The sequence below is a fragment of the Vibrio sp. 2017_1457_13 genome (assembly GCF_030851525.1).
GTDB lineage: Bacteria > Pseudomonadota > Gammaproteobacteria > Enterobacterales > Vibrionaceae > Vibrio > Vibrio metschnikovii.
In genome coordinates, this window is the sequence record NZ_VHTA01000001.1 from 1 (window position 1) to 24,153 (window position 24,153).

The window sequence follows — 24,153 nt, forward strand, 5'->3', positions numbered from 1 at the left end:
AGCCAACCAAAATTAGTGTGCCAATGAAGCAGAAGCGTTGCATGATGAACCCCGGCTTCTTGGAGCAAGTCTTGTTAGCTGGATTTAAGTTGGCGGCTAAATTCTAACCATTCATGCGGACGCCCTGTACCTATACTCTATCTTAACCTATCTTTACCTCTTTGCTGACATTGCTCAGTACACTCCTCGTTAGACTGCCGTTATTTCCTTTGATTTTATTTTACACTTGGTTGGATTCTTCATGTCATGTTTATTCTTTCTTCTGGCGGAGCCGACTTTGCTGCAATTGGACATCATTGGGGAGTTTATTTCTCAATCTTAGAAATTTGAGTAAATACCAGACGATATAGGATAAGTGACTTATGAAAAAAATAGCTGCAGTGGCGATGTTATTCAGCGTACCAGTAAGTGTTTATGCACAACAAGAGCCGAGTTTAAAAGTGGGTATGGCCGTAGATAAGCAGTTGAGTGCAGTCATTGAGGTTGATGAGCAATATCGTTTTATTCTTGGTAATGAAGGCGCCGCTTTTGATTATTTGATGCGCCGTGGCAATTTTGAACGAGCTGACGTTCCTTTGGATTGGTACGTTGGGATTGGTGCTTGGGGAGAATGGGATGGTGATTTTGGTCCGCGCGTACCATTAGGGGTTAACTGGCCAATTAACAGTAATATTGATGTCTATGGTCAAGTTCATCCAGAGTTAAACCTCCATTCAGGCATCAATTTGCAACTGGGCGCGGCGCTAGGGGTTACTTATCGCTTCTAAAATCAATAAGGCCACGGCAGATTAGCTGCTCGTGGCCTTAATTAAGAGGAGATTACTCTTCTTGTTTCGCCATGGCTTTTTTAATGCAGATGGCTGCACCGCCCCAAGTGAGTCCGAGGCCGATAATCATCATGATAATTGCACCTGTAGTCATTAGTTTGCTTCCTTGCGATTAGTTAGATTAACGATGGCACCTAGCGCCAGTAACGCGATAATAATGGTCCAGCCTAGGGTCAGATCATAGCCGCCATACCCTTCAGTGAGCAGTGCACGTAATTTAGTTACGACAATGATCGCCAAAACGACTGGGGAGACAAAGCGCAAACAAATATCAAACCATACTCCAATCGTAAAATCAGAAATGGAGTTAACATATTTACGCACGTCGGAAATTTTCAGCAACCAAGTCATGAGAATGAGTTCAACTAGGCAACTCGCCATAATGCCGACATTGTTCGCAAAGTGGTCGACTAAATCGAGCAACAGTAAACCGCCATTGGTCGCAAATGCCATAGAAATAATAAAGCCTGAGCCGATAACGATATTAGCTGCTTTTTTACGACTCCAACCCAGTTTGTCAATCACCGCGGAGGTGACGGCTTCTAAGATCGAGATGTGTGAGCTTAGTCCAGCGACCACTAACGCTAAGAAAAATAGCGGGCCTAGAATGTAAGGGATCGGAAGTAGGTTAATAGCTGCAGGGATAGTGACAAAAGCTAAACCAACGCCAGCAGAAACAACTTCAGTCAGCGGTTTGCCTTGTTCTTGAGCCATGTAACCAAGAACTGAGAAAATCATGATACCAGCGAGAATTGAAAAACCGCAGTTGATCAAGACGGTCATAAAAGCATTATTGGTGATGTCAGATTTCTGTGGTAGGTAGCTTGAATAGGCCAGCATAATCGCAAAGCCAATACTGAGCGTAAAGAAGATTTGCCCATAAGCGGCTGCCCAGACTTTAACATCCCAAATCTTACTAAAATCAGGCTCAAACATATAGTTGACGCCATCTAATGCACCTGGTAAGAAAATCATGCGTGCAATCAGCAGCAGTACCATGATAAACAACACCGGCATCATGACTTTAGAAGCACGTTCAATACCAGATTTAACTCCGCCAACGATAGCCGCATAAGTTATTGCCCAAGCAATCGCCATCGTAAAAGCAATTTTCCACTGAATTGATCCAAGGTTAGTCGGCGAGTTATCACCCAGACCTAAGTACTCGCTAAAGAAAAAGCTATTGGTATCCGTTCCCCAACTTTGGGTAAATGACATGCCGAAGTAGGAGATTGCCCAGCCAATCACGGCTACATAGTACACCCCAATGGTTGCCGCGATACCCACTTGAAACCAACCAAGCCATTCAAATTTTGTGTTAATTTTGGCAAGAGTCGTTGGTGCAGAGCCGCGATGTTTTTGACCCATACTGAATTCAAGGATCATAAAAGGAATGCCGGCTGTTAGCATGGCAAATAGATAAGGGATGAAAAAAGCGCCCCCTCCATTCTCATAAGCCATGTAGGGAAAACGCCAAATGTTACCTAGGCCAATCGCAGAACCTACTGCGGCTAAAATGAATCCGGTACGGGATCCCCATTGTTCTCGCTTCATTTATTTCTCCTTAATCATTCCCTGAGGTATGAAGCCTCATTAGACCTTGTTTACTCATTCATTGAGATGTGGAAGCAAGCCTTCCCGTTACCGCTCACTTTTGCCAGAGTAGACTGCCGAAAAGATCATCGTATGAGTATAGGTCTAATTGTTAAAATATTGTTCCATCATCCATGAGTGTGTAAAAACGTAGATTTACCTGTGGTCTATGTGGTTATTTATTGGAATTTTATGCTGTTATTGTCGATGTGTGTTTGCGTAATCTGAAATAATCAGCTGCGCATTAATTGAGAGACTACAGAGAACTTTTAAAAATGGCAATACAATGTAAACGGTTTGTTGTTAGTGATAGATAGCGGCATTCAAGTTATTAAAGCACAAATCTAGGGATATATTTGTGCTTTTGGTCGTTAACTGAATCAATTCGCTCTATTGAACGTCATTATCCATTGATAAAACTGTATTTAACAACAGAGTGCTTGACTAAAAAATCATCAGTTAGTGGTCGGTACTTCTAGTAACGATTGATCTTGTAAGGTTAAATTTGGTTGGAGATAAATGGCTTCATAGCTATGATTCGCAATCAGGGAGACGACAAAGCGTTTTCCATACTAACCAGCGATGAATAGCTTAAAAACGTAAGCTGAGCCCTAGATTAAAAGCAAATTGATTCATCCAATTGGAGCGAAAGCCAATCACACAGCCATTATTTTGCTCAAGTTGACAAATAGCACTGGTATCGTTGTCAACCATAGTGCCAAGCCATCGGAAATGCGATGTAATGATGAGGTTCGAGGCAATCTTGTAGTCTATACCTGCAAACACGCTGGACGAGAAGCCATATTTATTATTAACCCAGTCAACATCAGCGTATGAGCCACCCAGTCCTACACCAATAAACGCAGAACTTTTGGATTCTAGAGGGTAATAAATACTACTTTGGAAGTGCAGATAATGCATGGTGGCTTGATTATCGATTTGTTCAACTTGTGATGATTGATGGCTATAGAAAAAACCGATGCGTCCGGTTTGAAAGGGGGTTTCGATGGCTAATGCGATATTTTCCGATGGTTTAATGTCGTAGTGACGTTGCTGCTGATCTTCCACTTTGCCACCTAAGGTATAGCCAAAGTAAGGCGTCACATACAGTTCACTTTTTACTGGGAAGGCGAGTAAGCTCAATAGTAGGGGTAGCATAAACTGGGGGTAGAATAGCAATCCATGATGTCGCATTGTGATACTCCTTAAGTACAATTATCTATCCTACTACAGGATAGGATAGTGAGTGAAGACTCTCACTGCTCCGATAACTAAGAGTAAAAGCTTTGTTTGCTGCTCGTTCTGCGAGGATAAATGTGATAATCACTTGATATTTGTGTGGAAAAAAACGACAGTATAAAGGATTAGTGTATGCTTATGTTGTCATTCAGTGATTCTCAAGGAGAGGTGTATGGAACGCGATCTTAAACACGCATTAATGATTACCGCGGCAATATTTGCTGTTCTTATCGGATATGGTTTAATTACTATCGCCAATTAAAAGCTAGAGGTTCTGCTTATGGTGAACAGTGGAACAGTCTCAGGGCTAGAATCGAGAGTCGACACTGTTCGGCTCTCGAAGTTTCTGACTGGTAAAAATAGCTTAGTCGCCCAAGGTGGAGGGCAGCGGGGGATTTTTACTGCAGGTGTATTAGATGCTTTTATGCTGTCTAATTTTGACCCGTTTGATGAATTTTATGGTACGTCAGCGGGCGCGTTAAATCTTTGTTCCTATCTATGTCGTCAGCATGGTTTAGGTAAAGCTTTCATTCTTGAGCTAACCACCGATCCGCAATTTTTTCATTTATTCAGTTATATTCGACGTAAACAATACATGAATTTAGACTGGGCGCTCGATAAAATCAGCGATTATCCTTATCGTTTAGATTTGGACATGGGGCGACATGTCTTGGGCCAGCGCCAAGCTTTTGCTGCGGTGACGGAGGCTCAGTCATTAACCGATGCTTATTTTCCGATGTTGGGTGACGATTGGCGAGAAGTGCTTATCGCTACCTGCGCGATTCCAGGCTTATATACTCAAGAGGTCTCATTAGGTCAACATTGCTATATTGATGGTGGAGTGTCAGCATCCATCCCCGTTCAACAGGCTTGGCGTCAAGAAGCACGTTTTATCACGGTCATTCGGACTGAAACGTTAGAGGAAGAAGACCAACAAAATGCATTAGCAGAGCAAGAGTCTGATTCTCAGGTTAAATGGTTACGTGAATCGGTGAATCATATCCAGCAACATTGGCAAAATAAAATGTTGCAGTGGAAGCAAGATTGGAGTGGTTTTCTTCAACAACAAATCGCCAAGGCGCAACAGCTCAAGAAAGAGCAAAAACATCTCGATGTGTTAAATGGTGGACGTTGGTTGTTTGGTGCCGACAATATTTATCGGTTAAGCCATCTGTTAGGGAATAAATTTGATGCGGGGCTCGCAGATATGTTGATGGTCCATTATCAAACCTATTCATTGACCAGTGACTTTCTTCATATACCACCAGATGATGCATTTATTTTACAAATTGTGCCAAGTGAGCCACTGAAATCAAGTTCCTTACTCAGTAGTCAGGAAGCGTTGCTTTATGACTACGAGTTAGGTCTACAAGCTGGCTACCGATTTATTGAAACCTTTGAACAGGCTAAGCGACTCGTGACTCAGCGTGCTAATCCTCCTGTCATTGATCCTTTTTATGGCGATCAATAGGAGGAGAGTGATTTATTGGTATTCTTTTTCCCATATAAAACTCAATGTCATTCGGGTAGGTACGTTCCCTGTACCTACCGCTCAGATTAAAATACCGGCAAGATCCGCATACAGTTGGTGGTTCCTTCTACATCCATAATATCACCTTGAGTAATGATCACCAGATCGCCAAACTCGAGGAGCTTTTTGTCTTTTAGGGCTTGTAGGGCGGCTTGAGCCACCTCCGCTCCCTGACCATGGTTGCTATCAAAATAGAATGGCGTTACCCCTCGATAGAGCGCGCAACGGTTCAGAGCATGCTCATTACGAGACATGGCGAAGATAGGTAATATCGAGTTAAGGCGTGAGGTCATTAGCGCAGTTCGCCCTGACTCCGTTAACGTGACCATCGCTGTTACTCCTTCAAGATGATTGGCGGCATAAATGGTCGACATCGCTATTGTTTCTTCTTCGGTTTGGAAAGCGCGATCGATACGATAATTTTGTTGGCTGGCTTCAATCATTTTTTCTGCGCCGACACAGACTTCGGCCATAGCTTTGACGGTCTCTACTGGGTATTTACCAGCGGCGGTCTCTCCTGAAAGCATGACTGCGTCAGTGCCATCAAGTACGGCATTGGCGACATCCATCACTTCTGCTCGGGTTGGCATTGGATTGGTGATCATCGACTCCATCATTTGAGTTGCGGTTATCACGATGCGATTGAGCTCTTTAGAACGACGAATCAGTTTCTTTTGCACCGCGATTAACTCAGGATCACCAATTTCGACACCAAGGTCGCCTCGCGCAACCATAATGACATCAGAGGCGCGAATAATATCATCGATATTTTCATCACAAGATACCGTCTCTGCACGCTCAACTTTGGCCACTAATCTTGCATTCAGTCCTGCTTCGCGAGCCAAACGCCGAGCATAATCCATATCTTTCCCATTGCGTGGAAAAGAGATCGCTAAATAATCGACGCCAATGTCAGCTGCCAGCACAATATCTCGCTTATCTTTTTCTGTTAAGGCTTCAGCAGAAAGGCCACCGCCTTTTTTATTAATGCCTTTATTATTGGATAATGCTCCGCCGATAAGAACGGTAGTGTGGATTTTACTTCCTTCTACAGCGGTGACTTGCAACTGAACTCTGCCATCGTCGAGTAATAAAATGTCTTCTGCCACAACGTCATTTGGCAAAGCTTTGTAATCAATCCCCACAGCGTGCTGTGTGCCTTCACCGAGTCCGAGCTCGGCATCTAAAATGAAACTGTCGCCTTCATTGAGAAAAACCTTGTCTTCTTTGAAGGTCGATACTCGAATTTTAGGACCTTGCAGGTCACCTAATATCGCTACGTGTCGACCTAATCGTTGAGCAATTTCGCGAACTTTTTCCGCTCGTAAACGGTGATCATCTGCCGAGCCATGGGAAAAATTCATTCTGACTACATTCACCCCACAGCGAATAATCGTTTCTAACACACTACCTTGATCCGTCGATGGACCTAGTGTAGCGACAATTTTTGTTCTTCTTAACGCTGCGGTCATATTTTTCTCCTTGAAAGTCCGGCCAATAAGCGCAACCTATTGGATCTCAGTATAGACCTAAGTCTCTAAAAATAGAGGGTTTAGAAAAAAAATGACGATTTCTCGATCCAACACCCATCTTGGGTCTTTTGGTGGTGAAATCTGTGGTTTTGGGGTTAAAAACACAAACTCAAATTTATATGCGTGATGGCTGTCACGGCTATACATCAAGTTGCTTCACAATTAGTTCGCAAAGTAAAAAAATTGGCAGGTTATTGAAATCTGGAGTGCACCATGTATATGGCTCAACCAGGCCATATTGATCATATTAAACAGGTCAATGCTGGTCGTGTATATAAATTGATAGATCAAAAAGGCCCTATATCGCGCATTGACCTTTCTAAAGAGAGTGAATTAGCTCCGGCAAGTATTACTAAAATTACTCGCGAATTAATTGATGCCCACTTGATCCATGAAACGACGGTTCAAGAAGCGATCAGTCGTGGCAGACCTGCCGTTGGTCTGCAAACCAATAATCAAGGCTGGCAATTTCTTTCCATGCGCTTGGGACGAGGCTATCTGACGATTGCGTTGCATGAGTTGGGTGGTGAGGTATTGATTGACACCAAAATTGATATTCATGAAATCGATCAAGATGATGTTTTGGCGCGATTATTATTTGAAATAGAAGAGTTTTTTCAAACCTACGCCGCCCAATTAGATCGGGTGACAAGCATTGCGATTACTCTGCCGGGCTTAGTTAATTCACAGCAGGGCATGGTATTACAAATGCCCCATTATAATGTGAAAAACTTGGCGTTAGGTCCTGAGATTTATAAAGCTACTGGGTTGCCGGTATTTGTTGCGAATGATACTCGAGCTTGGGCCTTGGCAGAAAAATTATTCGGTCACTCTCAAGATGTCGATAATTCGATATTGATTTCTATTCACCACGGATTAGGGGCCGGGATTATCGTTGATGGGCGAGTATTACAAGGTCGTTATGGCAATATTGGTGAGCTTGGGCACATTCAAATTGATCCTCAAGGTAAACGCTGTCATTGCGGTAATATTGGCTGTCTTGAAACGGTGGCGAGCTCGCAGGCGATTCGCGATCAGGTGTCGTTACGAATTGCTCAAGGAGAACCGTCGTCATTAGCCGGACAAGAGACGATTTCGATTGAGGACGTTTGCTTGGCGGCTGCCAATGGTGATCCGCTCGCCGTAGACGTGATTGAGCAACTCGGACGTTATTTAGGCGCTGCGATTGCGATAGTGATCAATTTGTTTAACCCTGACAAAGTGTTAATTGGTGGGGTGATGAATCAAGCAAAAACGGTGTTGTATCCTGCGATTCAGCGCTGTATTGAAGAGCAAAGCCTTCCTGCCTATCACCAACATCTGCAGTTGGTTGAATCCCGTTTTTATAAACAAGCCACAATGCCAGGAGCGGCGTTAATCAAGCAAGCGCTCTACGATGGTTTATTATTAATGAAAGTGGTTGAAGGATAATTTTTCTTCGTTTTTTTTGCACGACAGTTTACATTGTTCGCCTAAATTAATGATCTACCCAAGTGCCTCACAGAAATTTAGGTATATACTGTAAACGATGGTGCTTTTCTATTAGCGGGATTTTCTATGTCGAGTATCTTAAATACGGTCGATCAGCGTACCAATTTGGTGGGAGAGAACCGCCTAGAACTGTTGCTGTTTAGTTTAAATAGTCGACAGATTTTTGCGATCAACGTATTTAAGGTACGTGAAGTAATCAAGGTACCGCCAACGACTAAAATGCCCGGTTCTCATCCGAACATTATGGGGGTTGCTTCTCTACGAGGTGTTGCGGTTCCGATCATTGATCTTCGTCGAGCGATTGGTTTTCCTGAAACCAAGCTGGACAATCAAGAGCACAACTTAATCATTACCGAATACAACCGTACCGTGCAGGGTTTTTTGGTTGGTCAGGTACGCAATATCATTAATACCGCATGGACCGAGATTCAGCCACCACCAAAGTCGGTTGGGCGTTCAAACTACCTGACCGCGATTACGCACATTAAAGAGCAAAATCAAAACCATATTGTTGAAGTGATTGACGTAGAAAAAGTGCTCGCTGAAATCATCGACTATGATGTATCGATTTCTGAACATGTGTTAGATCATGACATATTAGGTGAAATGGTTGGGCGTAACATTTTGATTGTTGACGACTCTTCCACCGCCCGTAAGCAAATTAAAGATACTTTATCTCAACTTGGCTTAAATATTATCGAGTGTTGGGATGGTTTAGAAGCCTTGAAGTTACTAAAATCATGGTGTGATGAAGGTAAAGATATCAATCAAGAGCTGTTGATGATGATCACCGATGCCGAAATGCCAGAAATGGATGGTTATAAGCTTACTTATGAAGTGCGTAACGACCCGCGCATGGCGAGTTTGTACATTACGCTGAATACCTCACTCAGTGGTAGCTTTAATGAGGCGATGGTACAAAAGGTCGGTTGTGATAAATTCATCTCCAAATTCCAGCCTGATTTACTGGTGCAAGCGGTACAAGACCGATTACGTGATACCTTATGATCAGCGCATAATGAATGACTAAAAACCCCGTCGTTGATATCGAATTAGCGACGGGGTTTCTATTTTCCGAATGAATGTGTTTGAAGTGGATTATTTCGGTTGTGCGTCAATACATTGGCCATGCACGTGTTGGCTCTCTCTGGCCATTAAATAGAGATAAAGCGGCATGATCTCTTGCGGCGTTTTCAAGCGGTTAGCATCTTCTTGTGGATACGCCTTGGCGCGCATTGCGGTGCGTGTTCCACCAGGATTAATCGCGTTGACTCGTAATGGGGTATCACGTAGCTCATCGGCGAGGATCTGCATCATCCCTTCAGTAGCAAATTTTGAAATAGAATAGCTGGCCCAACCTGAACGGCCACTGTGACCGACCGTCGAGCTGGTAAATACGATTCGACCTTGTGGCGAGCGCTTAATCAAAGGTAAAGCGGCTTGAGTAAGCAATAATTGAGCTTTGACATTGACTTGCATCACCTGATCATAAGTGTGTTCTGTAATCGCTTCAAAGGGGCTGATTTCGCCTAATAACCCAGCGCTATGCAATAACCCATCCAGTTGACCACATTGCTGCTCTATATCGTGGATCAAGGTTTGGTAATCGTATCTGCTGGCCTTTTGCATATCTAAGGCGATCACTAGGGCTTCAGGGTATCCAGCACTAACAATTTCAGCGTAGGTTTGTTGCAGTTTTTCTGTGCTGCGGCCTAGCAAAATGACCGTTGCGCCATGAGCTGCATAAGTGAGAGCCGCTTGTTTGCCGATACCATCACTGGCACCGGTGACTAAAATAACCTTATCTTGTAAAGCATCAACAGCAACAGAGTAATTCACGTCAGATTCCTTTTGGTTATAATCTCGAATCTAATCCAACTTTGGCAGTTCAACCGTCCGAGATGAGGTTTTACTTTAAGTCTTTGTGACAAGGTGGTTACAATACACCAATTCGTATTAAAGAGGATGAGCACTTTGGAATTTTTATTAGATTACGGGCTGTTTCTAGCCAAGATTGTGACGGTGTTGGTGGCGTTAGTCGTGATCTTGGTGATGATAAAATCGGGTGGTGGTAAATCAGGCGCCAATAAAGGCGAGCTAGAAATCACCGACTTAACCGAGCAACATAAAGCAACCGTAGAGCGTTTAGAATCTTATCTGCATGATGAAGCGTTTTTGAAAGCACGCGATAAAGCAGAGAAGAAAACGGAAAAAGAGCAGAAAAAAGCCAAGCAAAAAGCACTCAAACAGGCAGAGAAAGAGGGTGAGCTAGACTCTAAACGCGAGCCGCATCTATTCGTGCTCGATTTTCATGGCAGTATTGACGCCAAAGAAGTCAGTTCATTACGTGAAGAAGTGACCGCAATTTTGGCCGTGGCTCAACCAGGCGATGAAGTGCTGGTTCGGTTAGAAACCGGTGGTGGCATGGTACATGGTTATGGACTGGCCTCATCACAGCTTGATCGTCTCAAAGCCGCTCAGCTTCCTTTGACGATTGCCGTCGATAAAGTGGCTGCCAGTGGCGGTTATATGATGGCTTGTATCGCCGATAAAATTGTTGCCGCGCCGTTCGCAATTGTCGGGTCAATTGGGGTTATTGCTCAAATCCCTAATTTTCATAAATTACTTAAACGCAATGATATTGAATTTGAACAGCTTACTGCTGGCGAATACAAACGAACCTTGACGATGTTTGGTGAAAACACCGATAAAGCTCGTGAGAAATTTAAGCAAGAGCTGGAAGAAACCCATGGTTTGTTTAAAGACTTTATCCGTGACCACCGCCCAGCACTTGATCTAGACAAAGTTGCCACTGGTGAGCATTGGTTTGGCAGTCAAGCCAAAGCATTAGGCTTAGTGGATGAGATTGCCACTTCAGATGATTTGATCGTCAACGCATGCAAGGAAAAAACGGTTCTTGCGGTGCGTTATGTGCGTAAGAAAAAGCTTGCCGATAAGCTCGCCGGAACGGCCAGTCAAGCAGCGGATGCGGTACTGCTGAAATTGCTCAGCCGTGGGCAGCGTCCTTTGATGTAATATAAAGAGAACTTGGTTTTCTAATCCGCGCCGCGACTTAAGTTGCGGCGTTTTTTTATCAGCAGAAACTGAATCAAACCTAACGTCAGTCCACCTAGGGTGCCTGCTAAATGGGCTTCGGTGGCGACTCGGGCTTGAATCAATTCAGCGGTCATCATGGACGCTCCGAACCACTGCTCCCAAGCGACTTTAGCGATGACGCCAAGCACTAGCCATAAGCTACTGCGGCGGCCGTTTAGCCACTCTAGTAGAGCAAAGTAAGCAAACAAACCGTGCAATACGCCAGACAAGCCGACATACAGCGTCATCTCGGTAAAAAAAATACTTATCCCGACCGATAAACTCAGCATAATTAAGGCGAAGAATAGTGACTTGATGCTAGGCATAAATAAAAGGACGATGACCCAGAGACCCGCAAGGTTCATACCTAAATGAGCAAAGTTGGTATGAGTGAAATTTCCTGTTAGGATCCGCCACCACTGTCCCTGCTCAATCGACGTTAGTTGCCAAGCGCTGAGCTCGGAAAAAGGCGGGAATTGCAAGCCGAAACAGGCTAAGCTCAGCAAAATTAACCCTAGGTAGATATTCACGCTATGTCTCGATATTGTTCTCAATGTGGTAAAGCTCATAAAGTTTGTTTTTGTTCGGCTATCGTGCGTTTAGATTCAGCCATTGAGCTTATCATACTCCAGCATCCTACCGAGCAGAATCGCCCATTAGGCACCGCGCGCATTTTAGCCTTATCGCTCCCTAATAGCCGTTTATTGATCGGCGAGGATTTCACGACACACCCCGAGCTTAATTGTCTATTGGCTGAGGAAAAGGTACAGCATATGGTGTTGTATCCTAGCCAGCAATCAATCTGCGCTTCAAGCAAACCATGGGTTGGTCGGTCTCATAAACTACGGGTCATTTTACTCGATGGTACTTGGAAGAAAGCGTATAAAATGTGGCAGCTATCGACCAATTTGCACGCGTTACCGTGTTTGCATTTGCCCACGGATCTCGAAGGTAATTACCGGATTCGTAAAGCGCCCAGTGAAAATAGCTTATCGACCGTTGAAGCGGGTTACCACCTATTGCAGTTGGCGCAACCAGAGCAGGATTATTCACCACTACTGACGGTGTTTTCACAGATGATCGATACCCAGATTCAGCACATGCCGCCAGAGATTTTTGCTAAGCACTATCTTCAAGATCAATAAAAACGCCGAACTCACAAGCTATGGGCGGAAAACAGCTCTTGATGCATCCGTTGTGCATAGCCGTCGGTCATGGCGGCAATATAGTCACAAATCACCCGCATCCCACCACCGAGGTGCTGCTCTGCGCTTTGCCATTTTTCTTGTGTTCCATGAGGCAATAAACGTTCAGGGTCGGCGGCCAGCGCTTCAAACAAATCCATAATAATTTGTTGGCCTTTATATTCAAAACGCTGAACTTGTGGCACTTGAATGACATATTGGCTGACAAATGACTTTAAGACTTCCAACGCATCGGCCATCGCTGGCTGTAGATAAGCATTAAACGCCAGCAATGGGCTTGCAAATGGATGATCGACCGGATGAATGCTGATACTGGTTAATAGCGCGTTGACCATGCCGCCTATCGCATCTTTACGAATATGATGCTGGCCGGAAAATAGCATGTCAGTGAGCGTATGAGCATGCTCTGCAAACCAAGCGTCGCCACTGTTAAGCAGTGGGATTTCCGCTGCTTGCTGCCACTGCGCTTTGGTGACTAAACCAAGCACAATTGCATCTTCTAAATCATGCACTCCGTAAGCAATGTCATCGGCAAGCTCCATAATCGAGCAATCTATCGATTTAAAACGGGTTTTCTTATGCTGATAAGGGGCGCTGACTTGATCGCGCATTTCACTCAGTTGTTGCCTATCTTGTTCACTCAGCGGTGAGATAACCCACTCAAACCCTATCTGATCACCGTCATAAATGCCCTTAGCCGGAGACCAAGCTTTGGCTTTTAGTTGTCGCTGGTGGGGCACGGCTTCAGGAATTTTCTCAGCGCGAGTCTGACTTAATAGTGCGGGATATTTTAATAGCCCCAGCAGAGTACGACGTGACAGATTCATCCCATGATGCTCTGTATAAGGCTCTAAACTGGTGACAATCCGAAACGTCTGCGCATTGCCTTCAAACCCGCCATGCTCACGCATCATATAATTGAGCGCCACCTCACCGCCATGCCCATAAGGCGGATGGCCAATATCGTGAGCAAGGCATAACGCATCAATCAAACTGTCAGAAGGTAACAGACTACGAAATTCTGGCTGTTTAAGTTTCAGCTGAGCCACAATGCCAGTACCAATTTGCGCGGCTTCTAAAGAATGGGTTAAACGCGTGCGGTGAAAATCATTTAAGTAGGTGCCATGAACTTGAGTTTTGGCTTGTAAACGCCGAAAAGCCGCCGAGTGGAGGATCCGCGCTCGGTCGCGCTGAAAAGGGCTGCGATGATCGTCACGGCGAATCTTATGTTCATCATCATTACGCGCGTGCCATTCTGCTGGAAGGGTGATCTGCATACTGAGCGACTCCTAAAGGATTTTTATAAAACTGATACCCTTTCTACCTGCAACTCCAAGTTGTTTGGGTACATAAGTTGTTTAGCTACAGGTAGATTAGCTTATTTCGTCGAGTGTTAATTCAAAACTTGGAGCAAAAGTTTGCAGAAAGTAGACCATTTCTGGGGTCTGACGCTCTTTTAGCGTAACATCCAAGCGCTTTTTAGCCAGAGCGTATTCATGGTTGCCAGCACTCAGCTCTTCCAAACATTTCAGATAGGCGCACAAACTGTCGGCTTGTTTGACGATGGTGGCATCTTCACTGTGAGCCGCTTCAGTGAGTAGAAAAGGTTTAAAATCGTCTTGAAACTCTTCCGGCAACATGGCCAGTAGGCGCTGTTCAGCGGCGGCTTCAATTTTTTTATATTCTTTAGCAATATCAGGGTTAAAGTATTTAACGGGTGTGGGCAAATCGCCAGTTAACACTTCACTACTGTCGTGATACATGGCCAATAACGCGATACGCTCAGGGTTGAGTTGCCCGGCAAACTTCTTGTTTTTTATCACTGCCAGCGCATGAGCAACAAACGCGACTTGCAGGCTGTGTTCAGAAACGTTTTCTTTGGAGATAGAGCGCATCAGCGGCCAGCGTTGAATTAATTTCATCCGTGCGAGGTGAGCAAAAAAGTGGCTCTCTTTCATAGCAATAGACATCCTTGCTTAATGGGATTGATGGATCTCGTCAACTGAGTATAACGTTATCTCTCTATGACTTGAAGTTACCACTTTGCCGCGACAAACTTGCAGCGGCAGTGAGTAGAGTGACATTCGTTCACCAGGGTAACGTGTTATGAATTTTAGAGAATGGGTCAAAGCCTAGAGTGGCAACTTATACAGTAAATAAGGCGATATATACCCAAACAACTTGGAGTTGCAGGTAGGCGGCAAGTGAGCAAATCCCCATGAGCATAGACAGGCGATATGATTGGGGTGAACGAACGTAGCCAACACCCCTTCAGCTTCAAGTTGGAAGGATATAATAGAGACAATTGCACCAAGTTGATTTGTCTCGTATGCCGGTGAAATAGTTATGTTTATCAATAAGTCATTGTGTATTGTGGTACGAAAAAAATCACTAGTGAAGGTGTGTTTATTTTAGTTCTATTTTTTAATAGAAGAAGTAATAGATAACACTGCCCCTGTAGGTTGTAATGCGAAAAAATGCTGTTTCTTTAGTTAATAGTCAAATTACCGGACTGCCTTATGGTCCTTTATCAAAGGTAGAAGTGACCCATGAATTAGGACAATTTTTAGAGATAATGGCTAAATGTGATAAACGCAGGGAGCTAAATCTAGCTTCTTTCCTCCATTGGATAAAACCAGCGGTAATTCACAGACAATATAAATTTTTAAAGTTATCTAGCGATGTTGGATTCACAGGATACGTTATATGGGCTTGGGTTGATGATTTAACACTGTCTAATTATATGACTCAGCCTAGATTCTCACTTAAGCCAATGAATTGGAATGAGGGAAGTAATCTAATTGTTGTAGATTGGTTTGTAGAAAAAAACAGAGCAAGTCAGTTGAAGGGTCTATATAAGCATGTCATGTTCTCTACAAACATAAGTAGACGTGAGATCAATATATGTATTCGAGATTCTCAAGGCAATATCATCAAAACAAATAAACGGAATGTTTATGGATGCTGAATTACTTCAAACATATAAGTGCGCTGGAAAAGATAATACTCCTATTGTTGATAATTACTTGCCCAAAGAATCCTTTGTTTTGTTCGATGCCTACAAGCTAAAAGGCACTGAGGTTGTTTGGATAAATAAAGAGCTTATACAAGAGTATGAAATCGAACTTGATGAAGAATCCATTAAAAGTGAGCTGATAGAGAATTTTAGTTACGTATCAAAAGGATATACTAAGAAAACACGAATTATTACTAATGACAAAAAACAGTTCATGGCAGACCAGTACGGGTCTCGACATGAAATATGCAATGGTGGTAGCGCAAGGTGTGGAATAAATGGCCATTTTCAAATCAAAGGAATTGGGCGTAACCCGTTAGTCGCTGCAAATATGTCTGAAAGTCATTCACACGGTAAGCTGTTTATTGATGAAGCGATCAGTGAAGCGATTTGGGGCGAAATCTGCCACAAGCATCTGCCTTACGGAGCCATACGCACACTAGCCATAATCAAGACCAACGTAAAGCATAAGTTTGGATACTTAGATGGCGCTCCTGATAAACATTGTGCCCTAGCAATAAGGGAAACATCTGTGCGCCCTGCTCATTTTGAGCGTTGTACCTTCTTTTGGCCAGAGGAAAGCTACCGTTACCTTCGTGATAATGATGCCAATCGCGTAAGAAAGGCTATGCCCTACCTCTCTAATTTGTTGTTAGGTAAAAATCAAAATACCTCCCTAGGTGATACCCTCAATATAGTGATCGATCGACTTGCTTGCCAGATTGCAGCATCAAGAGTGAAAGGCATCCCGCATGGCTCCTTAACGAGCTCAAACATATCGGTTGATGGTCGTTTTTTGGATTTTGGCACTATAACAGCTGTACCCGATTTCGGTAACTATGTATTGGCAAATGGTGTCGGAGCCGTATGGGATGATCATGAACTCATAGAGGCCTGGCTGGTTAACTTTATTGATACTGTTAATCATTACTCGGAAGGCGACTTTACTCCAAGTAAAATAAGGGAGTATTCATCAAACTTTTCGAAATTACTTGATGAATATGAGAATAGGTTCCTGCTAATAGAGTTAGGAATAGAGGACCATTCAGAATCGAATTTGCAACAAGCGAGTCTTTTAAAAGAGCGGCTTAAAAGCGAAGAGCGCAGGTTTCTTACTCGCTTTAATGATCATGAATTTCGTCAACGTGTTCTTATAGAAGCGGAGGCCTGCGGGTTCGATATCAGTACTGTTGAATTTCCTTTACGAAAGGCCAAATATTCATCGTTTACCATGCTTCAAGGGCACTTGAATACAAAGTACGACTATCAATCTGTTAGTCAACTTATTAATAGCTATTTATCATAAGTGAGACGATTATGATTGATGTTATAGAAATAATCTTAATTACTACGTCTTTATTATCATTTATTACAACTCTTGTTTTGTTTGGCTGTTATAAACTTAGAAAGTCGAACTGTAAGAATGACGAAGATCCAACAGTTTCTGTATTTTTGCCTTTTTATAATGAAAATGAAGAACATTTAATCTGTGCATTGAGTAAGCTAAATGAACAACGTTATTCAAGTCGAATTCAGATTATTGTTATTGATGATGGTTCAACAAATAATGCAATTACTAAAGTTAAAGAGTGGATAGTCAAAACCGACGTAAATCATGACTTCCAGATTGTAGAAAGGGCCGTCAATGGTGGTAGGAAAGGCTTTGCCTTAGATCATGTATTAAAACTTGGTGTTGCCACTGGTGATGTGTACGTCGTTGTAGACAGTGATACCTATATTGAGCCCAATGGTATCTATGAACTGGTCACTAAGCTTTGGTCTGATGAAAAATATGCTGCGGTTTGTGGTTATATTACACCAGAAAATCATAAAGACAGTTTTCTCGGTAAACTGCAACACTATGAACATATTAGTTTTTATGGCGCGATAAGAGCCGCGCAAGATAAACTCGGCTGTGTTCCCGTATTAGCAGGCGCATTTGTAGCTCACCGAGCTTCTGTAGTGAAAAAGTTAGGGGGGTGGAGCAAGTGGTTAGTCGAAGACATTGCTTGGTGTTGGAAGGCAATATCAAATGGCTATCGAACAGGCTATGCACCTAAGGCAAAAGCGACAACGCAGTGCCCTACGGATGCTAAGGGGTTGTTTAATCAACGACGGCGTTGGGCTCGAGGACGAGTAGAAGCTTATACAGAAGCTTGGAATACACATTGGCTCGCTGGCTTGTGTGCCTCTCCTTGGTTTTTATTGACTGCCGCACAGTATATATTTCCATCGAGCATTATTTTATTAGGATTTATGGTAGCAATGGGTATTTGGATTCCAATAGTCATTGGTGCAGCTAATATATTTATTTACTTTTTACTGGTGCAGTCCTATATAAAAGATTTTGATTTATCTTCTGATTTTTCAAATCGACAGGTTTTCAAAGCACCAATTTATTCCGCTTTGTTAGAGTCCATTACATGGCTACCCAATTTGCTCGGATATGTGGATGAGTTTTTGGGTAAGAAGAAAGACTGGCTGACAAGATAATCTCTATGAGCGCAGTACTCTTTTACTGTAATTTAATATAAGGAAATAACTTATGTATAACTTAAGTGTTGAAGAAATTTCTATGGTCGATGGTGGTGGTGACGGTGCTGTGCAGATAGCCATTAATATAGCAAAATGGGTTGGTGGTAATTTAGCTTGGCAAGAATTAACAAGAAGTCATTCATATACTAATAATCCAGCCCGAACTGGCTCAAATCAATCATATGGAAGCCAGGGGAGAGATACTGGCGGATGTACGATGCAAAGTGGTGGAGCAATGGCACACGGCAGGTGTTAATAAGCTCAGATAGGCAAGCTCGCTTGCCTATCATCACTATGTAGGATGTAGGATGTAGGATGATGTTCTTTTTATATAATAACAATCAAAGTATAGTTCAATATATTTTGAAATCATATCTAGTCTGTGTTTCAGTTTCAGTAATAATTTCATTTGGATTATTTTGCTTTGAGCTTATCCCTGAAGAATCTCCATCTGACAATCTTGGAATAATCGATGTCATTGGTGGTAGTCTTATCTCTCCTGCAATTGAGACGATTGGTATATATTTAATTATCAAGCCTCTTGGTTTGTTTTTAAATAGTTATAAAGTTAAGTCTATAATTGTTGCGTCTATTTTTTCTTATCTTCACTTTTTGGTCTCGCCAATTTGGGGGGTGACTACCTTTTTCTCATTTTTTGTTTTTGCTGTTTCTTTCAGTGTTTGGACAATGAGGTCAGACAGACTAGGGATGTTAGTACCATTTATGATTCACTTCCTATTGAATTTTTCTTCTTTGATATTTGTGTATATTAGTCAATTTTATTATCAATAGCATGGATGGGATAATGATAGAGCTAAATAGTAATGCTAATTATTTAAGTGTTAACTGGGCGCTTATGAATCGATGTAACTATACATGTCTATATTGCCACCCAGACTTATATAATGGTTCAGGGAGAGCACCTTCATTTGAAGTTACAAAAAATTTTATAGATAGAATATTCGAACGTTCAATTACTCATACAAAAAAGGTAAGTTTTGAGTTCGGAGGTGGTGAAGTAACTATGGTTTCGTGGTTTCCAGATGCCTTAAAAGTTATTTCGGATAACGGTGGTTTTGCTACTATTGTTTCAAATGGTTCTAAGAAGTTGTCTTGGTGGGAAGAAAATTCTAAGTACTTATCAGGCGTTAGTTTGAGTTATCATATTAACAATATCAAAAGTGAATCTCATTTTATTGAGGTATCTAAAGTCCTTGAGGCTTCTCAAAACACCCGTTTTCACGTCAATATCATGATGGTTCCCGAGCGCTTTGATGACTGTGTAGAATTCGCAAATAGGTTGAAACAGGAAGTTCGGTGTTCGATTGCTCTTCAACCACTTTTTGAAGGCTTTGGCCATGGTGGAATTACTAAAAAGTATTCGTATACACCGGAACAAGAACAGATAATGAAAGATTTTCGTGGTCGACCGGAGCTTAAAGATTTGCCACCTTCAATGGCTGAATTAGAAGTAAATTATATCGATGGCACAACCGAGAGTCTGTCGACTTTCGACCTTATTGCCAATGATCAAACCAATTTTGTTGGCTGGGATTGTTATGCGGGTATTGATAGCTTAGTCATCACGTTTAGTGGTGATATTTATCGCTCTTGGTGTATGCAGGATGGCCCGATTGGTTCCATTTATGATGAAAATATTGAGTTACCCACTCATCCTACAAAGTGCAGAACTAAAATTTGTCAGTGTGGTGTCGACTTGTCGGCCAAAAAAGTGAACACAAAGTTGGCTTTAAGCAATCAACAAAAAATAGCAGTGACTCAGCTTTAGCCTCATTTTTAGGGAAAGGATCACCTGTGGTAACAAGAGCCAAGCATTTATACCGACCAGAGTATTTTGAAGCCCAGAAGTCAAACGATCAAGGTTCAATTTTAATTGATGCTTCATTGAATCAACATGTTTTTGTAGCCGCGTCTCTGTTTGTTCTAATAACTATTATTTTCTTCGTTGTTTTTGCCGAGTATACCCGTAGAGACACACTAAATGGTGTAGTTAGTCCAACTGGCGGTATTATCAAGGTACAAGCTAATGATGAAGGCTATGCCGGAAAAGTATTTGTCACTGAAGGTCAGAAAGTGCTTGCTGGAGAACCGTTATATGAGATCCAAACTGAGCGATATGATGAGTTTGGCCTGGGCGTAAAAAGACGAATTCTCACTTCTATTGAAAATCAAATCGTTTTGTTAAATGAACGCCGACAGAAAGAAGTTGAAAAATTTCAACATCAGCTAGAGGTCATCGATGTTGACCTAATACGATTGTCAGAAGAGGCTGGCATACTGAAAGTGGTCGTTGATTTATCTGAACAAGAGTTAAGCCTTGCTCAAAGTTTGGTTGATAAACAACAAGTGTTAGTCAATAAGCAGTTCATCTCCTCTATTGAACTTCAAAGGCAAAGGCTTGAGATAATAACACTAGAAGCTAAGGTACAAACCCAGCGCCTTAGCTTACAGCGTTTAGTTAGAGAAAAAGCTAAGCTGGAAGAAACGAAAGTAACACTCGAGTTGGAGCTAGACATTGCCTTACAGGAAATAGATCGGCAGCTTCAACAAATTGCTCAAAACAAAATAGAATACTTTTATCAAACAGATACCCAAGTAGTCTCACCGATTAACGGTGTGGTTGCATCAATTTTCGTTAAGGAAGGCCACTCTGTCAATAAAGGCCAACCTCTACTTGTAGTTATTCCAGAGGGAGAAGATCCAGTCGTTGTAGAGCTATACGCACCGAGTCGCAGCATAGGTTTTATTCAAGAAGGTCAAGATGTTCGTTTACGGTTTGATGCGTTTCCCTATCAAAAATTTGGTGTCCAGCAAGGCGTTATCACGTCTATATCAAAATCTGCAGTCTCTGCCGAGATGTTACCAAATAGCTCATTGATACAAAGCCAACTTTCGCGCACTTATGGCGGTGTTGGTTTGTACCAAGTAAGAGTCAGATTAGATAAACCCACTATTACGATTTATGGGGAAGAGCAAATGTTTGTGCCAGGAATGACATTGACCGCAGATATTGAATTGGATACGCGTAAGGTCTATGAGTGGTTGTTAGAGCCTTTGTATACTATTAAAGGGCGAATGTAACTATGCATACAGAAGGACTAATAGATTGGGGGTGGGGGAAGAAACTCCTTTTAATTCGACAAACAGAAAAGGCGGAATGTGGTATTGCTTGTCTTGCTATGGTTGCCGATTGGCATGGTTATAAAACCGATCTACGTTTACTAAGGGAAAAATTCGGGATTACCCAACACGGGATGTCATTTGCACGGCTCATTGAATGTGGCGAACTTCTTAAGCTTTCAGGTCGCGCAGTGCGCTTAGATCTACACGAATTGGGACAATTAGCCATCCCTTGTATTTTGCACTGGAATCTAAATCATTTCGTTGTGCTAAAAAAAGTGAGTGGAAAGAAAATTGAAATTCACGATCCTGCCAATGGCGCATTGACACTGAGTCATGATGAGGTCAACAAACATTTCACAGGGATAGCGCTAGAGCTAACTCCAACTCACGACTTTGAAGAGAAAGTTGAAAATAAAGCCGTTCGGCTATCAACCCTGATTGGTAAAACCGTTGGCCTTAAAGGTGCGTTAGGCCGTATTTTTGTGTTTGCATTAGTATTAGAAATATTAGCCCTTACTCTACCTATCTTTAATCAAATTGTAATTGATGAGGTGTTGGTTGGTTATGACAAAAATCTGCTTGTACTCGTGATTGGAGCCATACTGATGGTAACAGCCACACAAACTCTTATCGGTCTTGCTCAGCAATGGGCGACAATCAAGCTTTCTGTGAATTTTAACATGCAGTGGGCTGCTAATGTTTTTCATCATTTGTTTCGCTTACCGATAGATTGGTTTGAAAAAAGGGATATAGGGAGCATTAGTGCTAAATTCTCCGCAGTGGATGTTATTCAACAAACGTTAACAACGAGCGCAATTCAGGCTCTACTCGATTTAGTTTTAGTTATCGGTACGCTGTCAGTTATGTTGGTTTACAACCCTCAACTCTCGTTTATTGCCATCGCTGCTGCGTTAGGCTATGTCGCTCTCAGGTTTGCGTGGTTTGGTACTTTTAAACGCGCGGAAGAAAATACTTGGGAGGCCAGTACTCAAGAAGAAAGTTATTTTATCGAGACAGTCCGCGGTGTATTGAGTTTGCGAGTTAATGGGACGTTACCTTGGCGTGAATCATCTTGGCGAAACCTCAATATTAATCGAAGAAATGCGCAGCTACACGAGCAAAAGCTTGGGATGATCTACAACACAATGAATGTCACGATTGTTAGCCTTGTTTCAGCAACGGTCCTCTGGTTTGGCGCAAATTTGGTGCTGGATGGACTTTTTACAATCGGCATGCTCATGGCATTCCTTTCATATCAGGGGCGGTTCTCAGCCAGTATTAGCTCTCTGATCGATAAGTACTTCGAGTTTAAGATGTTATCTGTGTACAACGAGCGTTTAGCGGATATTGTCTTAACTGAAAAAGAAACGGATAGCGTCCCTGATGCTGTGGGTCTGCCTATTATAACTAACTACCAGGGTGATAATGTTATCGAGTTTGACAACGTTTACTTCTCTTATGGAAAAGATCAGCTCCCTATTCTGAATGGTGCAAGCTTTAGTGTTAGAAGTAATGAGATTGTTGCTTTAGTCGGGGCATCAGGTTGCGGTAAATCAACAATTTCTAAACTTCTATTGGGTATCTATTCAGTTACATCGGGTAGCATTCATTATTTTGGTAGTAAATCAATAGCCTCTAAATCACTTAGAACTCAAGTTGGAGCAGTATTGCAAGAGGACCAACTATTTAGTGGTTCTATTATCGAGAATATTACTTTTTTCTCGGGTGACCTAGATGAAGAATGGCTTATAGAATGCGCCCGAAGAGCTGGTGTCCATGATGATATTGAGCGCTTAAATATGGGGTATCACACTCTGATTGGTGAAATGGGGTCGAGTCTCTCAGGAGGCCAAAAACAAAGAATTCTCATTGCGCGAGCTTTATATAAAAAACCTAAGTTTCTGGTGTTAGATGAAGCGACGAGCAGTTTAGATATCTATACAGAGTCGTTTGTTTGCCAAATGTTTAAAGAAATCAATATACCTATTTTGATGATTGCGCATCGCCCAGAAACCATAGCGTCAGCTGATCGAGTTTTATTAATGGACAGTGGCGTAGTACAGGAAATTCCAAATAATTTTAAGCAGGAGTCTAAAGATGTACCACTCTAAAAGAATACTCTTCCCAGATACCCACTCTGAATTATCTGAAGTTGAATTAATGGAACAATATGGCAAATACTTTGGTTCGGAAAATTGGGTAACATTTTCTGGGTGTCCTTCGATTACTTTGACCAAATTTGGCTCAAATGGCTTCGAAGGTTTACCAAGCGGGAATGACGTGATCGCAATTGATTCAGGGTGTTACATCGAGTCATCCCATTATCCTGCCTTTCCTTCTGGTATTACTAAGCTGACTAGTGTTTCAGTTAATGACAGGCCTTTCGGCAAAATTGTCATTGGCAAAGGGTGTGTGCTCCAAGGAACTTCCATTTGTGCTTACGACAAAGTTTCAATAGGGAACAATGTGATTTTTGGCCCCAATACAGTGATTATGGATTGCAGCGGCCATACCCTTGCAAATCGAGGTCATCCGGATGAACTTGATAAACTAAAATCTGAGCCAGTCACAATTGGCAACGATGTTTGGATCGGTTATGGGTGTATTATTCTTCCTGGAGTGAGTATCGGTGATGGAGCAGTAATTGGCGCTGGTAGCGTAGTTACAAAGGATGTTCCTGCAAATTATATGGCTGCAGGTAATCCGTGCATCGTAAAAATGAAATTAAACTAATCGAAAATAGGTAATTGTTCACCCGAGAGATATTGATAGTTAATTAGAACTGTGCATTGACGGGCACTTTAGCATTAAGTCCTACCTAGGTAGCGCTGTAGCCACCAATTTCAACGTTATTCACTAAACTGTGTAGCTCGTGTAATAATGCAAGGTGCTCTCGGTGAACGGTTCCTTTTCAGGATAAAAAATAACGCGAGTTGAGTCGTAA

At 42.4% G+C, this 24,153-nt stretch carries 24 protein-coding genes; 16 read left to right on the forward strand and 8 right to left on the reverse strand.

The window, feature by feature from the left end:
- Positions 1-362: 362 nt before the first annotated feature.
- Positions 363-767: a hypothetical protein gene (locus FKN88_RS00005; RefSeq protein WP_154168599.1), complete on the forward strand. Its 405-nt coding sequence runs from the start codon at positions 363-365 to the stop codon at positions 765-767.
- 52 nt (positions 768-819) lie between these two features.
- On the opposite strand, the gene FKN88_RS00010 is transcribed toward FKN88_RS00005, so the two are convergent.
- The 3 genes from FKN88_RS00010 to FKN88_RS00020 all read right to left on the reverse strand — a co-directional run bounded on the left by FKN88_RS00010 (position 820) and on the right by FKN88_RS00020 (position 3,614).
- Positions 820-921: a MetS family NSS transporter small subunit gene (locus FKN88_RS00010; protein ID WP_110167920.1), complete on the reverse strand. Its 102-nt coding sequence runs from the start codon at positions 919-921 to the stop codon at positions 820-822.
- A complete protein-coding gene (locus FKN88_RS00015; RefSeq protein WP_004395582.1) occupies positions 921-2,381 on the reverse strand; it encodes a sodium-dependent transporter in 1,461 nt (486 codons plus the stop codon). Before FKN88_RS00015 ends, FKN88_RS00010 begins: the two co-directional genes overlap by 1 nt.
- Positions 2,382-3,011: 630 nt before the next feature.
- Positions 3,012-3,614 carry a porin family protein gene (locus tag FKN88_RS00020; protein ID WP_158138175.1) on the reverse strand — a complete coding sequence of 201 codons (603 nt, stop codon included), beginning with the start codon at positions 3,612-3,614 and terminating at the stop codon, positions 3,012-3,014.
- 217 nt (positions 3,615-3,831) lie between these two features.
- On the opposite strand from FKN88_RS00020, the gene FKN88_RS00025 reads away from it, so the two are divergent.
- Positions 3,832-3,921: a YnhF family membrane protein gene (locus FKN88_RS00025; RefSeq protein WP_110167917.1), complete on the forward strand. Its 90-nt coding sequence runs from the start codon at positions 3,832-3,834 to the stop codon at positions 3,919-3,921.
- An 18-nt stretch (positions 3,922-3,939) separates the two neighbouring features.
- A complete protein-coding gene (locus tag FKN88_RS00030) occupies positions 3,940-5,130 on the forward strand; it encodes a patatin family protein (protein WP_154168597.1) in 1,191 nt (396 codons plus the stop codon).
- 86 nt (positions 5,131-5,216) lie between these two features.
- On the opposite strand, the gene pyk is transcribed toward FKN88_RS00030, so the two are convergent.
- Complete coding sequence (gene pyk / locus FKN88_RS00035; RefSeq protein WP_154168595.1) at positions 5,217-6,662, reverse strand: pyruvate kinase; 1,446 nt, start codon at positions 6,660-6,662, stop codon at positions 5,217-5,219.
- Positions 6,663-6,935: 273 nt separating this feature from the next.
- Here pyk and FKN88_RS00040 point away from each other — a divergent pair, with 273 nt between their 5' ends.
- Positions 6,936-8,153 (forward strand): ROK family protein, encoded by a 1,218-nt coding sequence (locus FKN88_RS00040; protein ID WP_154168593.1) that lies wholly within the window; start codon positions 6,936-6,938, stop codon positions 8,151-8,153.
- 126 nt (positions 8,154-8,279) lie between these two features.
- The gene (locus FKN88_RS00045) at positions 8,280-9,221 is read left to right on the forward strand and encodes a chemotaxis protein CheV (RefSeq protein WP_040904416.1); all 942 of its coding nucleotides are present in this window, start codon (positions 8,280-8,282) and stop codon (positions 9,219-9,221) included.
- Positions 9,222-9,311: 90 nt separating this feature from the next.
- Here FKN88_RS00045 and FKN88_RS00050 read toward each other — a convergent pair whose 3' ends face one another.
- On the reverse strand, positions 9,312-10,052 hold the full coding sequence (locus FKN88_RS00050; protein WP_154168591.1) for a YciK family oxidoreductase: 741 nt from the start codon (positions 10,050-10,052) through the stop codon (positions 9,312-9,314).
- A gap of 135 nt (positions 10,053-10,187) precedes the next feature.
- Between FKN88_RS00050 and sohB the strand changes: the two genes are divergently transcribed.
- Positions 10,188-11,249 carry a protease SohB gene (sohB, locus tag FKN88_RS00055; RefSeq protein ID WP_040904869.1) on the forward strand — a complete coding sequence of 354 codons (1,062 nt, stop codon included), beginning with the start codon at positions 10,188-10,190 and terminating at the stop codon, positions 11,247-11,249.
- A gap of 20 nt (positions 11,250-11,269) precedes the next feature.
- Here sohB and rrtA read toward each other — a convergent pair whose 3' ends face one another.
- Positions 11,270-11,839 carry a rhombosortase gene (rrtA, locus tag FKN88_RS00060; RefSeq protein WP_373567160.1) on the reverse strand — a complete coding sequence of 190 codons (570 nt, stop codon included), beginning with the start codon at positions 11,837-11,839 and terminating at the stop codon, positions 11,270-11,272.
- A gap of 3 nt (positions 11,840-11,842) precedes the next feature.
- Here rrtA and FKN88_RS00065 point away from each other — a divergent pair, with 3 nt between their 5' ends.
- Positions 11,843-12,454, forward strand: coding sequence for a tRNA-uridine aminocarboxypropyltransferase (locus FKN88_RS00065; protein WP_154168588.1), 612 nt, complete (start codon positions 11,843-11,845; stop codon positions 12,452-12,454).
- An 11-nt stretch (positions 12,455-12,465) separates the two neighbouring features.
- Here FKN88_RS00065 and FKN88_RS00070 read toward each other — a convergent pair whose 3' ends face one another.
- A complete protein-coding gene (locus tag FKN88_RS00070; RefSeq protein ID WP_154168586.1) occupies positions 12,466-13,791 on the reverse strand; it encodes an anti-phage deoxyguanosine triphosphatase in 1,326 nt (441 codons plus the stop codon).
- A gap of 96 nt (positions 13,792-13,887) precedes the next feature.
- On the reverse strand, positions 13,888-14,472 hold the full coding sequence (gene yfbR, locus FKN88_RS00075; RefSeq protein WP_004395571.1) for a 5'-deoxynucleotidase: 585 nt from the start codon (positions 14,470-14,472) through the stop codon (positions 13,888-13,890).
- 509 nt (positions 14,473-14,981) lie between these two features.
- On the opposite strand from yfbR, the gene FKN88_RS00080 reads away from it, so the two are divergent.
- The 9 genes from FKN88_RS00080 to FKN88_RS00120 are packed head-to-tail and all read left to right on the forward strand — an operon-like array spanning position 14,982 to position 23,942.
- On the forward strand, positions 14,982-15,482 hold the full coding sequence (locus FKN88_RS00080; protein WP_154168584.1) for a toxin-activating lysine-acyltransferase: 501 nt from the start codon (positions 14,982-14,984) through the stop codon (positions 15,480-15,482).
- Positions 15,472-16,836 (forward strand): protein adenylyltransferase SelO family protein, encoded by a 1,365-nt coding sequence (locus FKN88_RS00085; protein ID WP_154168582.1) that lies wholly within the window; start codon positions 15,472-15,474, stop codon positions 16,834-16,836. The genes FKN88_RS00080 and FKN88_RS00085 overlap by 11 nt, the downstream gene beginning before the upstream one ends.
- An 11-nt stretch (positions 16,837-16,847) precedes the next feature.
- On the forward strand, positions 16,848-18,023 hold the full coding sequence (locus FKN88_RS00090) for a glycosyltransferase (protein ID WP_154168580.1): 1,176 nt from the start codon (positions 16,848-16,850) through the stop codon (positions 18,021-18,023).
- Between the two features lie 52 nt (positions 18,024-18,075).
- Positions 18,076-18,321 (forward strand): hypothetical protein, encoded by a 246-nt coding sequence (locus tag FKN88_RS00095; protein WP_154168578.1) that lies wholly within the window; start codon positions 18,076-18,078, stop codon positions 18,319-18,321.
- Positions 18,322-18,380: 59 nt separating this feature from the next.
- Positions 18,381-18,857: a hypothetical protein gene (locus FKN88_RS00100; RefSeq protein ID WP_154168576.1), complete on the forward strand. Its 477-nt coding sequence runs from the start codon at positions 18,381-18,383 to the stop codon at positions 18,855-18,857.
- Between the two features lie 13 nt (positions 18,858-18,870).
- The gene (locus tag FKN88_RS00105) at positions 18,871-19,854 is read left to right on the forward strand and encodes a radical SAM protein (protein ID WP_154168574.1); all 984 of its coding nucleotides are present in this window, start codon (positions 18,871-18,873) and stop codon (positions 19,852-19,854) included.
- 26 nt (positions 19,855-19,880) lie between these two features.
- The gene (locus FKN88_RS00110) at positions 19,881-21,167 is read left to right on the forward strand and encodes an HlyD family secretion protein (protein ID WP_154168573.1); all 1,287 of its coding nucleotides are present in this window, start codon (positions 19,881-19,883) and stop codon (positions 21,165-21,167) included.
- A 2-nt stretch (positions 21,168-21,169) separates the two neighbouring features.
- On the forward strand, positions 21,170-23,320 hold the full coding sequence (locus FKN88_RS00115; protein WP_154168571.1) for a peptidase domain-containing ABC transporter: 2,151 nt from the start codon (positions 21,170-21,172) through the stop codon (positions 23,318-23,320).
- The gene (locus FKN88_RS00120; RefSeq protein ID WP_306687042.1) at positions 23,307-23,942 is read left to right on the forward strand and encodes a DapH/DapD/GlmU-related protein; all 636 of its coding nucleotides are present in this window, start codon (positions 23,307-23,309) and stop codon (positions 23,940-23,942) included. The genes FKN88_RS00115 and FKN88_RS00120 overlap by 14 nt, the downstream gene beginning before the upstream one ends.
- Positions 23,943-24,153 lie beyond the last annotated feature (211 nt).